This is a genomic window from Leeia sp. (assembly GCF_041909055.1).
GTDB classification, from domain to species: Bacteria; Pseudomonadota; Gammaproteobacteria; order Burkholderiales; family Leeiaceae; genus Leeia; species Leeia aquatica.
The window spans coordinates 183,797-197,534 of sequence record NZ_JAYREC010000005.1; the positions used below are offsets into that span (position 1 = coordinate 183,797).

Sequence of the window (13,738 nt, forward strand, 5' to 3'; positions counted from 1 at the left end):
TGAAGGCCGGTCTTGCATGCGCTCACCAGGCCAGGACCGGCGCCAGTAGCAGCGCCAGTTGTTCGCGAAGATAATGCAGCAACTGCTGCCGGACTGCCGCGACCTCAAAGTAGAAGTGCTGACCCGGAAAACAGCGGTAGCCCTGCCACTGCGCGCTGTAAGCCGACCAACCCGCCAGCATGGCCGGCTGGAAGTCTGGCTCCTGATCTCCACCCACCGCCAACAAAGGGCAAGACAGCTGAAATGGCGCCCACGCATAGCCATCCACCAGCGCAAAATCATTGCGCAGCACCGGCAGGAACAGCGCACGGAGTTCGGGCAGGGTTTGCCATTGCGGGTTCAGGCCCCCATAGCGGGCAATCTCGGCCAGGAAGGCATCCTCCGGCAATTCCGCACGGCGTGGCGGGGTCTGAACACCCACGCCCGGTGGTTCTCGCCCGGACAGCACCACCGCAAGCAAGCGCTCCGATTCGGCAGCCGGCAGTTGCCGTGCCATTTCCAGCGCCAGCAGCGCCCCCATACTATGCCCAAACAGGGCAAACGGCCCTGTCGCGGCAGCCCGGGTGTCGCGCAGCAAGTCTGCAGCCAGCTGGCGGGCATCCGCCTGCAAGGGCTCACTGAAACGATGGCCTCGCCCCGGCAACTCTACCGCTTGCAGGGACAACCAGTCTGGCAGCATCGCATCCCAGCCGCGGTACATCTCGGCACTGTTGCCCGCGCACGGCAGGGCATGCAGGGTCAGCGCTGCATGCGGTTTGGAGGATAAGGTGTCATGCAGCCTGAACGACATCGTGCCTCCCCGCTGTTTGCCCATCACCTGCTTCGGCCTCCAGCTGCAGCCCGCAGCGCACCACATCGTCCAGCAGCTGTGCCAGATGCTGAGGCTGACTCAAAGGATTGTTGATCACAGCACGCAAGAAGGTGCATGCCGCCCCAGACTGCCCAGGCAACACGCGTTCGGAGCGGGACAGAAACGCCGGGCCCTGGTTACGCAAACGCTTGTGCAGCCGGATATTGAAGGCATGAATGGCCGCCGTGTCCTTCCAGCCTGGCGAAGACGGCAGATAGCGGAAGACCACCACATTGCCGACCGGCTCCAGCAGCAGTTCCAGCCGGGGGTGTTGCTGAATCAGCGCAGCAAGATGGCGAGCATCAGCCACGCTCTTCTCCAGCACGCTCCGATAGCCCCGCTCGCCCATCAGGTGCAGTGCCGCGTGCAGGTACAGCACATTCGCCGGGCGCGACCCCTCCAGCGTAAAACGGCCCGCATCCCATGAGCCTGGCCGCACCGCATAGGGAGCGGTGGTCATGATGTCGCGCGAGCGCTGGGGATCACGGTACAGCAAAACGCCGCAGCCGAGCGGTGTCAGCAATTGCTTGTGGGCATCCAGCGTAACGGTATCCGCCCGCTCGATCCCGAACAGCCGATCCGCCATGGTCGGCGCAAACAGGAAAGGCCCGCCCCAGGCCGCATCGACGTGAAAGTGCGCCCCGACTCGCTGCGCACGGTCTGCCAAGGCATGCAGCGGGTCAAAGCTGCAGAAATCGGTACTGCCCGCCACCCCCACCAGCGCGATCACCTTGCGGCGTTCGCGCTGGCACGCTGCCAACGTCTGGTCCAGCTGTGCCAGATCCACGCTGCCGTGGGCATCCACCTCCAGCTTGAGCAACTGCGCGCTACCAAGTGCCAGCAGTTCCGACGCCTTGTCAAACGAGTAATGCATCAACCGCGAGCCGATGATCACGGCATCGCGATAGCCTTGCTGCTGCAGCTGCTGCCACCAGGGGGCTTCACCGGGAAAGGCCTGCTTGCGGGCGCACCACATGGCCATCAGATTGGCCAGCGTTCCGCCCCCCGTAATCACACCTTCGACCTGATCGTGCTGCGGCTCGCTGAGCCGGGCAGAACGCTGGAACACCCGCTGATGCAGCATGGCCACGGTTTCGCGTTCGAGCCGGGTCAAGCCGGCCGATGATTCGCTCTTCATCATGTTCTGGTTCAAGGCCACCAGCAGCCGCCCCAGTTGCGGCATGAAACCAGGCAGCGGAGAAGTCATGTGACCCAAGCAATCCGGGCGCCACATGGCGGCCAGATGGTCCAGCCCATGCGCCTGTACCTGCTCCAGCCACGCAGCGGGGCTGATACCCTCCTGCGGCATGGGGCCAACATGGGCGCGCCCTCCAACACGCGGTGCCGTAGGGGTTGCGGACCGATATCGTGCAATCAAGGCATCCATCGCCTGGGCCCACTCCGCTTCTTGCTCAGCGGACCAGTCCATCCAGTAGGTCTGTGTCATGTTTCCTCCTGCCCCATCCGTTTTTGCCGCTCGCGGCGCTGTCGCAAAGGCATGCTCTCGTACTCATCCCTCACATCCGTCGCGGACGGTGGACTCAGCCGTGCCGCCAGCTGGCGCAAGTTGTTGTATTGGAACAGTTCGGTGAGCGTTAACCCTGCCTTTGGATAACGTGCCTCCAGCCGGGCATGCCATACCGCCAGCGACAGCGAATTGAGACCCAGTTCATAGAAGCCTTGGGTAAGGTCCAGTTGATCAGACGATAAACCAATGACCTCTGCGAGCATCGTAGCCAGTGCCCGCTCCTCATCATGGACAGGGGTCTTTGATTGCGGTGGGCTTTCCGCTTCCAGCGTCAGCAAACGTGTACGGTCCAGCTTGCCATTGGGTAACCGCGGCAGCTGCGCGAGCGCATGCCAGCGGGTCGGCACCATATAGGCTGGCAAGCGTGCCGACAGCTGCTGCCTCAAGGTAGCCAGGGCCTCCCGCTCAACCCCTCCTAGCCAGGCCACCAGTTGCAAACCGCCTTGCGGGTCTGCCACCGCCTGTACCGAGATATCACTCAAACCGCTGACCTGCTGCAGCTGGCGCAATACTTCACCCAGCTCGACCCGATTGCCGCGGATCTTCACCAGCTCGTCACGGCGTCCTTCATGCCGCAAATCACCCGTGCCCTCCAGATGTCCCCAGTCCCCCATCGGGAACAGGGGCCAGCCTGTATCCGGCAAGCACAGCTCTGGGGTCGGCTGGGCCAGATATCCGGCAGGCAGATGCCATCCTGCCACATGGATCTGGCCGCTGTTCCCCGGTGGCACCGCTTGCAGCCAGCGATCCAGCAGCAGGAGCTGGCAACCGGGCAACGGTTTCCCCAGCGTGACCGGGGCAGGTGACGGCCCACGCGGCCACTCGCTGACGGTCACGTCAGCCACTTCCGAGCTGCCATAGAGGTTGACGAAACGCACCTCCGGCAGCAGCTGGTACAGCTGTTGCAGTTCGGCACGCTGCGGCGCTTCCCCGCTGCTCAGCAAGAGTTGCAGGCTGTGCCAGCCCTCCAGATGGTGAGGCTGCTGCAACCAGCCCCGCAGCAGCCCCGGCACGATCACCATGCGACGCACAGCCTGCTGCTCCAGCCAAGGCAATAAGGCCGCACTGTCCATCAGCAAGGTGCTCGGTACCAGCACCAGCCGCCCTCCCGCCAGCAAGGGGTCCAGTACTTCCCACAGCGCATCAACAAAGTTCATCGGGGTCCGCACGGCGCAACCGGTCCCACGTTCAATGGGGTAAGTCGTCCTGGACCAGTCGGTACGGCTTTGTGCCGTCAGCCATGTCCCCATCACGCCTTTGGGGCGTCCGGTAGAACCTGAGGTGAACAAGACATACATCACCTCACGGGTCTGCACCACTGGCAGCAGCCACGGCTCCGTCGCACCGGTTGTCGCCAGCGGCAGGCACAGGCTCAGTGCCTGCCAGTGTGCGGGCAAACGCCCCTGCAATGCGTGCACCGTCAGTACCCGAACGGGCTCAGCCAAATCCAGCATGTCGTGGATTCGAGCGTCCGGGTAGTCGGCGTCCAGTGGCACATACACCGCACCCAGCCAGCACAGCGCCAGCATGCTGCACACATGCTGCACCGAGCGCTGCAGATAGACGCCGACCCGCTGCCCGGGCTCTACCCCCTCGGCTTGCAGCTGCCGAGCCCAGGCCTGGCTGATCTCCAGCAGCTGCCGCCCAGTCCAATCCTGTCCTTCCGCTTGCAGCAAGACCTGATCTGCATGTTGCAGCAAACTGTCCAGCAAGCGCTGCGGCAAGTCGATGGCCGGATCGGCAGGTTGCACCGGGTAGATCGGGGCAGGCCAGTATGCCAGCTGCAACAGTTCGGCCTCTGGCTGTGCACATACGGATGCCAGCAGCTGTTGATAATGTTGCAACAGATTTTGCATGCGGGCGGCGTCGAACAGCTCGGACAGGTAATTCAGCTCCAGCTGTAATCCCGTCTCGTCACTCAGCACATAGAGGTCGATGTCCATATGGGCAGACGCCACCGGTGGCCGCAGCTGCTGCAGGGATACCCCACCTTGCAGCGGTGACCACGCCGCTGCAGGCTGCATGGCAAAACCGACCTGATACAAAGGATGACGGGCCGGGTCTGGAGCCTGCCCTTGCAGCGCCACCATCTGCTCGAATGGAAAATGCTGGTGCTCGAACGCCTGCAGGATGTGTTGCCGGTTCTGCTGCAAGTAATCCACAAAACGCTGCGTCGGTTGCCAGCGAGCACACAGCGGCAGGTTGTTGACGCAGCAGCCGAGCAAATGCTGGCTGGCAGGATGCTCACGGCCCGCAACATAGCTGCCCACCACCACCGCCTCTTGCTGGGCGTAGCGCCCCAGCAGCAGCTGAAACACACTCAGCAACAACATGAAGCGGGTGCAGTCGGTACGCCGCGCCAACTGATCCAGCTGCTGTACCAGTTCATCGGGCAGGCGCAGGCTGACGCACCCCGCCGCGCCCTGAAGGTGCGCCGGGCGGGGCCGATCTGTGGTCAGTGCCAGTACAGGCAGCTCGGTCAGCGCCTGTTGCCAGAACGTCCGGGCCACCGCGTCCAGCGGCAAGGACTGTTGCCAGCTGGCGTAATCACCGTAATGGTATGTTTGGGGTGCGACGGGTTCACCCTTCAGCAGCTGATGATAGGCCGCACTGAATTGCTGCAGGGCCTCGCCAAAGGACCAGCCATCAAACGCAATATGGTGGGCGTGCAGCACCAGCAGATGTTGCTCGGCGTGAACCTGCAGCAAGCTGACCCGCAAGCTCTCCCCCGCCGCCAAATCAAAGCCTTGACTGAGCAGGAGAGACAACTCCGCCTCGACCGCTTCCCCCTCGGGCTGGGTGATTAACTGCAGGCGGGGCGACGGGCCGTCCGGCAGCATGACCGGCCCCTCACCCTGCAACAGGTAACGGCAACGGAATAGCTCATGCTGTGCCAGCACCGCATCCACCGCCTCGCGCCAGACCTCCCGTTGCAGCGGGCCATCCAGCTGCAGGACCAGCGGCAAGGCATAGCGGGTGGTGCCCGGCTGCTGTTGCTCGATAAACCACAGCCCGCGCTGTGACCAGCTGAGCGGGGCGGCCAAAGCCTGGCGGGGCGGAAAATGTTCCAGCGTGTTCGAGGCAGGCTCGACATTCGCCTGCTCACCCGCCAGCCAGTGGGCCAGGTCATGCAGTACTGCAGCGGCAAACAGCCGCTGCAGTGGCAACACCACCTGCCAGCGCTGCCGGATACGCGCGGCAAGTTGTACGGCCAGCAGGGAGTCGCCACCGGCGTGAAAGAAATTGGTTTGCCGGTCCAGCACCGGCCGCCGCAACAGGTCTGCCCATTGCGCCGCCAGCCAGTGCTCCATTTCCCCCTGCAAGGCTTCGCTCGTCCGTTCGGTCTGCAATAGCGCAGGGGCAGCCAGCGCACGCCGGTCCAGCTTGCCATTCCCTGTCAGCGGCCACTCCTCACAATACTGCCAGCGCTGAGGCACCATGGGGGCAGGCAGCCAGTTTGCGGCGAAATCCCGCAGCGTGTACAACGCTACCGTGCCTTCAATCCAGGCCAGCAGGAACGCTTGCCCTTCCGGCTTGACCACGACGGCACGCTCGACTTGCGGGTGCCGCTGTAATACCGCCTCGATCTCACCCGGCTCAATGCGGTAGCCATTCAGCTTGAACTGCTGGTCCCGTCGCCCGATGAATTCAATCTCACCGGAGGGCAAGACCCGGCCCAGATCGCCAGTACGATAAGCATGGTCCTCCAGACCCCGAATGGGTGCGAATCCAGGCAAGGCAGGGTCCAGATAGCCGGGGCTTAACCCGATACCGGCGCAGACCAGCTCTCCCACCACCCAGTCCGGGCAGGCTTCATCGCGTTCGTTCAACACATGGTAACGTGCATTGGCCATCGGGCGACCGTAAGGAATGCGTCCGCTCGCCACATCCTGCGCCGTAATACGGTGATGGATATTCCATACCGTAATCTCGGTCGGCCCCCCCACACTGTAGACCGTGAGCTCAGGCAGATGCTGCCAGAGTTGTTGCACCAGCTCCGCCGCTACCCAATCACCGCCCAGGGTCACCCGGGTCAGTCCGGCCAGACGTACCCCCTCGGCCTCGGCCTGAGTCAACAGCATCTGCAGCAAGGCGGGGACCGAATTCCAGTACTGTACCGGGTATTGCTGCATCATTTGCAGCCAGACAGCCGGGTGACGCCGCGCCGCCTGACTGGGCATCAACAGGCTGGCACCTAGCGTCAGGCAACCGTAGACATCGGGTACCGACATATCATGGTGCAAGGCACTGATGGCAAAAATGCGATCCGCCGGCCCCAGCCCCAGCCACGATTGCTGGTCATCCAGCACATTGCATACCCCGCGCTGCAGTACCGGTACCCCCTTGGGTTCCCCCGTCGATCCCGAGGTAAACAGCACATAGGTTTCCGCATCCGGGCTGGCCTGCCAGCCCGGCAGGGCAGCGGGGACCACCTCGCCTGCAAGCGGCCAGTCTACGGTATTCAGTGAAGGCACCGGCCACGCGGTGTCTGCATGCGCCTCATCACACAACACCAGGCTCACCCCGGCACGATCCAGAATATGGTTCAGACGTGCCAGCGGCTGCTCTACATCCAGCGGCAGATAAGACCGACCCGCCAGCACGCAGGCCATCACCGCCACCAGTTGCTCGCCCCCTTTACTCAGCACCAGTGCCACGCGCCCGTCTTCGTGCTGCAAATGATCCGCCAGTGCCAGCGCACGGGTTTGCAGTTCGGCAAAGGTCCAGACACGGCTTTCCGTGATGACGGCCATCCGCGCTGCCTTGGCCTGGCAATTCGTCACCATGCGTTGCGCCAAGGGCCGCCAGGGAAACGCCTGATCGGTCTGGTTCAACGCCACACGGCGGGCCCGTTGCGCCTCCGGCAAAGCCAGTGCGGGTGAGGCATTCAGTAATGCGGCAGCCGTGTCACCACCGGCCGCCAGCTGACGGACCAGTGCGACAAAACCGTCAAACATGGCATCCACCATGCCCTGCGGAAAGCGCTCGGCCAGATAGTCCCAGTTCAACCGCAACTGGCCGGCTTCCTGATAGTACTGACAATCCAGCCAGACTTGGGGGGTTTGCGACAGGCTCTGCACCACGTCGCCCAGAATGGCGACTTCACGCCCAATGTTGTCCGCACCCATCGCCAGCTCTGGCAGCGAGGTAAACACAATGGGGGCGGGAGCCGGCTGCGAGCCACCGGACAGCTGGTTCCACTCTCGCAACACACGCACGCCGGATACGGCATCGTGCTCCATGTCTTGCCACAGCTGTTGTTGCAAGGCCCGGACGCGCTCGCCCAGGCTGTGCTCCGCATGCAAGCGGACCTCCAGCAGATTGAAGCTGGCAAACTCGCCGAGTACCCGATGAATATCCGGGTGCACCGGCATACGGTTGAAGCGGGGCATGTTCAGCACAAAATGCCAGCAACCGGACCAGCGGGCCAGCACTTCGCTGTAGCAGGTGGCCAGCAAGGCGGCCAGCGTCAACCCCTGCTCGCTGACCAACTGACGTAACTGCCGGGTCTCGGCCTCACTCAAGCGGGTTTCGCAGCGGGCAAAGCGCGCCGGGATGCGCCCCCCCTCTCCCTGCGTGACCAGCGGCAAGGCAGGTGCCGCAGGCAGCGTCGGCAGCCGGGCCTGCCACCAGGCCAGATCAGCCTGATACTTTGCGCTGCGCTCAAACGCCTTGCAGGCCAGCGCATAGTCACGGAAAGCCAGCCCTGGAACGGGCGGCAATGCCGCCGGAGACAGGCAAGCCAGCGCCAACTCGCCCAACAAGGTCTGGATGCTTTGTCCATCAATGCACCAGATGTCCAGACTCATCAACAAATGGAAGCGCCCTTCGGGCAACAAGCAGAGCCAGACTTCGTGTTGCGGCCACTGCGCAAGGTCCGCCTTGCGATGCATCAAGCGCTCACGCAGCTGAGCCAGCGCTGGCTGCCACGCAGCTTCAGTCTGTCCAGACCAGTCCTCGCATTGTGGCAAACCCACCCCGGTCTGGATGGGCAACACCTGCTGCTGGTCGTCACGAATCACCACCCGCAGCATGTCATGTCGTTGCAACAGGGTTTCCCAAGCGCGCTGCAGTGTAGGCAAATCCAGGCCCTGACCGCTGCGCTCCATGAAATAGTGCATGCCGGTCTGGTCATCTCCCTGCCGACCAATCCAGTAGGCTTGCTGCATGTCCAGCAGGGGGAAAGGTTGATAACGCGCCGCCATGTCAGGCACAACCACGGGCAGGTGGTCGGCGGCCCCGGGCAGCTGGCGCTGCTGCAACCGTCCCTGCAACAGACGCCGTGCCTTGTCGCTCAACGAGGTACTCACGCCAGCGCCTCCCCTTCTGCCGCTTGCTCCAGCAGCAGCTCCACCGCCAGCAGCATGTCGCCTAGTGTCCGCAGACTCATCATTTGCCCCAGTGGCAGTTCCAGACCCAGGTCACGCTGTAGTGCGGCGCGGATCTGCACGGCGGCCAGCGAATTGCCGCCCAGCAAAAAGAAGTCACTGTCCCGGCTCAGGTTGCGGGTGCCCAGTGCTTGCTGCCAGTACCCGGCAATCAGGCTGAACAGCGGGTCCGCCTCATCCAGCACCGGCATGTCGGCAGGGGCTGCCTCAGCGGAAGCGGGCACCTGCACCATGCTCACCGATGCGGGCGTGGCAGCGACCACCGCCTCCGGCTTGAGCCAGTAGCGTGTTTTGGCAAAGGCATAGCCCGGCATATGGATACGTCGCCCGCCTTCCACCGGTTGCCAGTGCGTCAGGTAGCCAAGCCGGAATGCTTCACCGGCATGCCGCAGCCAGCTATACGGGGCGGCCTCACCCTCATCCAGCGAAGTCAGGCAACCATCGGGCAGCGCCTGCCGCAACAGGCCAGCCAACTGGCTGCGTGGTCCAATCTCGAGCGCGCGCACCACGCCTAATGTCTGCAACTGCTGCAGGGATTCGGCAAAGCAGACGGTCTGGCGCAGGTGATCGCGCCAGTAGCGGGCATCCGGTGCCTGAGTCGCCAGGCGACCATCCAGATTGCGGACCCAGGGCAGCTTGGGAGGCTGGAAGGACAGCTGCGCCGCCACGGCCTCAAACTCATCCAAGATCGGGTCCAGCCACGCGGAGTGGAAGGCGCTGCTGACGGGCAGGCGCACGGCATCCAGCCCCAGCGTCTGCACCACCTGTTGCAAGCGCTCAATGTCCGTCGCCGCACCGGAGACCACCACCTGCTCTGGCCCGTTGTGGGCTGCAATCTGCAGCGGGAAGCCATCGCGCAGCAGGTTTTCTACCTGTGCCAGCGACGCCCGCAGTACGAGCATGCCGCCGGTGCGGGGCAAGCGGTCCATCAGCCGTCCCCGCTCACACACCAGCCGCAAGGCATCCTCCAGTGACAACACACCAGCCAGATGTGCCGCCACGTACTCCCCCAGACTATGCCCCAGCAGGACATCCGGCTTGGCACCTTGCGCCAGCCACAGCTGTGCCAGACCATATTGCAGGGTGAACAGCACGGGTTGCAGCTGTGCGGCCGCGTCAAAGACTGACGCCATCGGCTGGCTGCCTTCGAACCATGCCTGCAGCGGCAAGATCACTTCCACAGGCAGTGCGGCAACACACCGGGCCACCGCCTCACGAAATACCGGCTGCTGCGGGTATAGCCCCAAAGCCATACCTGGGTAATGGGCACCTTGCCCACTGAACACCCAGGCTGTCTTGCCACTGCGGGCCGCCTCAGCAGGCATGGACTGAGCGGACAGCAGGCGAGGCAGGTCTGCCAGCGCATCCACCACCCAGGCCTGACGATAAGGCCACACCTTGCGTCCGATCGCCGCGGTGTGGCACAGATCTGCCAGCGATACCTGCCCATCTGGCTGCTGCAGCCAGTCTGCCAGTTGCTGGCGTTGGCGCTGCAATGCCTCGTGATCGCGTGCACTCAACACCAGCAACGCCGGACCGGGCACCGTACCCGGCACCGGCAAGGGCGCTTCCTGCACCACCAGGTGTGCATTGGTGCCACCGAAACCAAAGGCGCTGACCCCGGCCCGTCGCGGCCGACGAGTCCTCAGCCAGGGGCGTACACGGTCATTGATGAAGAAGGGGCTGCCTTCCAGTTTGAGTTGTGGATTGGGCTGGCGGTAATGCAGGGTAGGTGGCAGCAATTCATGCTTGAGGGACAGCACGGTCTTGATCAAGCCTGCCATGCCCGCCACCGTATTCAGATGCCCGACATTGCTTTTCACGGCACCGAGCGCGCAACGCTGCTCACGTTGGCCCCCTTGCCCAAACGCCAGCTGCAGCGCCCGGAACTCGATCGGATCACCCAACCGGGTACCGGTACCGTGAGTTTCCACATAGTCGATGCTGTCCGGGCTGACATCGGCCAGTCGGTGCGCCATGCGGATCACCTCCACCTGACCGTCCACTCCGGGAGCCATGAAGTCCATCTTGCGCTGCGCATCATTATTGATGGCGGCAGACAGGATCAGCGCATCAATCGTATCGCCCTCCTTCAGCGCATCTTCCAGTCGCTTGAGCACCACGCAGGCGACGCCACTGCCCATGATGGTGCCTTCCCCGTCAGCATCAAAGGGGCGGCAATGCCCGTCCGGCGAGAGGATGGTGCCTGGCTGGTAGCGGTAACCCTGACGATCCGGCAGCATCAGACCGGAGGCACCGGCCAGCGCCATATCACACTGCCACGACAGCAAACTCTGGCAGGCGGTGGCCACCGCCACCAATGAGGTGGAGCACGCCGTCTGAATGTTCATGCTGGGACCGCGCAGGCCCAGCTTGTACGACACCCAGGTGGTCAGGTAGTCCTTGTCGTTGTATGTGAGGACTTCCAGCCATTGCGCCACATCCGGTTCCTGCAGCTTGCCGAGCAGGTTCTGCCACAGGTAGACACTGGGGTTGGAACCCGCAAACACACCGACCCGCTGCTTGCCCAGTCGGCTGACGTCATAGCCGGCATCTTCCATGGCGTGCCAGCAGGTTTGCAGGAACAGGCGAATCTGCGGGTCCATCCAGCTGGCCTGTTTGTCGCTGATACCAAAGAAGGCGGCATCAAAGCAGTCGATATCGTCCAGCGACATGCTGGCCGCTACCCAGTCCGGCTGTTGCGCCGCCGCGATACCCTGCTGTAGCAGTTGTGCGCGGTCCAGCTCGGTGCGGCCTTCGCGGCCGGATTTAAGGTTGTCCCAGAAGGCCGCCAGATGGCCGGCGCCGGGAAAGCGCCCGGCCATGCCGATCACGGCAATGGCATCCGGGTGATCCTGTAGCAATTGGTGCTGCTCGTCCGTCAGCATGGACATGGTGTACTCCGCAGTGGATCAATCAGCCAGCCGTTCGCGGCGTCGTGCTGCATGCGCCTGACGCCCGGCTGGGTGTGCAGGCTCAGTGGCCTGCGTGCAACGTTGCTGAATGTGTGCCGCCAGGGCCGCGAGCGATGGCGCCTGAAACAGGTCAATCAGGTCCAGCTTCCATTCGGGATGCTGTCGGTACACGCGCTCGTACAGCGCCGTGACACCGCTGGAACTCATGCCCAGCTCGAACAGGCTGCGCTCCGGGTCCAGTCCGGCAACAGGTTGCTGCAGCTGCTCAGCCAACTGGCCCATCAGCCAGGGCAGGATGTCTTCTGGCGTGTCCGTCATGGTGGGCTGCAGCTGCTCCGCGCGGAAGCGATAGCGGGCGGGGAAGGCATCCTGCTGCCATAACAGGCGGCTTTCGCGACGCTGAATCTTGCCGCTGGAGGTTTTCGGCACGCTGCCGGGGGTGGTGAACAGCAGCTCATCCAGGGTTATGCCGTGCTCTTCGGCCAGCGCCTGCTGAATGTCCAGCGCGTATGCAAGCAAGGTCGCCGCCGTTGCCTCCTTTTCAACCTCCTGCACCATCACCAGCCGCTCGCCGTGCTCACTTTCCACACTGAACGCGGCACCGCCATCCACCCGCAGCAAAGGTCGGTCCTGCTGTACCAGCCATTCGATGTCGGTCGGTACCAGATTGCGCCCTTGATGAATGATCAGGTCTTTCAGGCGCCCGCTGATCACCAGCTGCGTGCCCGCCCAGTAGCCGAGGTCACCCGTGCGTAAGTAGCAGCCGGCCTCATCCTGCCGCTGCGCCTGGAATATGGCCTGGGTCAACACGGGGTCCTGCCAGTACCCCTGGGCAACGCATGGGTTGCGGGTGGAGATCCAGATTTCGCCCACCTGCCCTGCCGCCGAGGGCAGCCGGGTATCCGGGTCGACAATGCAGACATCCTCTGCCTGGAAGGGCGTGCCGCACGCTACCGTGGCCGCCTCCCGGTCCCCCGGCCGCACTGGCTGGTCCAGCCGTGGCTGCCCAGGCAAGCCACTGCTGACAAACAGGGTGGCCTCGGCCATGCCGTAGCCCCCGTGCAGTACGCCCGGCTGCAAGCCGCAAGCCACAAAACGGGCTTCAAAGCGGGACAAGGTGCGGGCCTTGATCGGCTCAGCACCGCAATGCGCCCAGCGCCAGCAAGACAGCTCCAGCGCCGCCAGCTCGGCCTCCGGAATACGATCGAGGCAAAGCTGGTAGGCAAAGTTGGGGCCACCACTGCTGACCGCGCGATAGCGGCTGATACTGGACAACCAGACTCCGGGGTCTCGCAACAAGGCCATCGGTGGCAGAATGATGTGCTCACTGCCGGTATATAGCGCCAGCATCAGTCCATGCACCAGCCCATAGTCATGGAAGTGTGGCATCCACTCCAGGGTCACGGCGGGCTGCAGCAGGCCGGAACGCTGGGCCAGCTGCTGGAGGTTGTTCAGCAGATTGCGCTGGCTGATCATCACCCCCTTGGGCTGCCCGGTAGAGCCCGAGCTGTACTGCAAGTACGCCACGGCATCCGGATCGGCATCAGGCAGGGTGCCCCCCCCGGTGGACAAAGGCCAGCTGGGCCACTGGTAGGCCTGCAGATCCAGCCAGACCTGTTCACCCTGTGCCCGTGCATCGGTCAGGAATGCTGGATCAGCCAAGACCACTGTCGCCTGGCAATCCGCCGCAATCCGCTGCAGGCGGGGCAGCGCACGCTTGAGACCCACGGCAGCGGGGCGTGCGGTGGGTACTGCGATCCGTCCCGCCAGCAAGGTGGCGAGAAAAGCCACCACAAAGTCGATCCCGGCCGGGAACAGCAGCAGGATGCTGTGTTGCGTCGCAGGCAGCCCTGCCAGCTGGCGCGCCGTCGTCTGGACCCGCTGCTGCAGTTCATGCCAGCGGATGTGCGCTCGCTCACGGCCCCGACTATCCAGTTCCCGGTAGGCTATTGCATCAGGCTGTACTGTCGCCCAATGCTGTAAAACCTGATTCAGGTCATTAAACATAATGATACTCATTTACATTAAAAGTCATAAAAATGAGCGATACCACGCT

5 protein-coding genes are annotated in these 13,738 nt (G+C 63.6%); all 5 read right to left on the minus strand.

Translation table 11 applies throughout. The annotated features are described in order from the left end of the window. Positions 1-22 precede the first annotated feature (22 nt). From ACE3O2_RS13700 to ACE3O2_RS13720, 5 genes are read right to left on the minus strand one after another with little or no spacing between them, the layout of a single operon-like run. Entirely contained in the window at positions 23-790 is a 768-nt protein-coding gene (locus tag ACE3O2_RS13700) for a thioesterase II family protein (RefSeq protein WP_374338367.1), read from the minus strand. Next, on the minus strand, positions 771-2,297 hold the full coding sequence (locus ACE3O2_RS13705) for an aspartate aminotransferase family protein (protein ID WP_374338369.1): 1,527 nt from the start codon (positions 2,295-2,297) through the stop codon (positions 771-773). The genes ACE3O2_RS13700 and ACE3O2_RS13705 overlap by 20 nt, the downstream gene beginning before the upstream one ends. Further along, positions 2,294-8,689: an amino acid adenylation domain-containing protein gene (locus ACE3O2_RS13710; protein ID WP_374338371.1), complete on the minus strand. Its 6,396-nt coding sequence runs from the start codon at positions 8,687-8,689 to the stop codon at positions 2,294-2,296. The genes ACE3O2_RS13705 and ACE3O2_RS13710 overlap by 4 nt, the downstream gene beginning before the upstream one ends. After that, the gene (locus ACE3O2_RS13715; RefSeq protein WP_374338372.1) at positions 8,686-11,661 is read right to left on the minus strand and encodes a type I polyketide synthase; all 2,976 of its coding nucleotides are present in this window, start codon (positions 11,659-11,661) and stop codon (positions 8,686-8,688) included. The genes ACE3O2_RS13710 and ACE3O2_RS13715 overlap by 4 nt, the downstream gene beginning before the upstream one ends. 18 nt (positions 11,662-11,679) lie before the next feature. Continuing rightward, a complete protein-coding gene (locus ACE3O2_RS13720; protein ID WP_168877553.1) occupies positions 11,680-13,701 on the minus strand; it encodes an AMP-binding protein in 2,022 nt (673 codons plus the stop codon). Positions 13,702-13,738 lie beyond the last annotated feature (37 nt).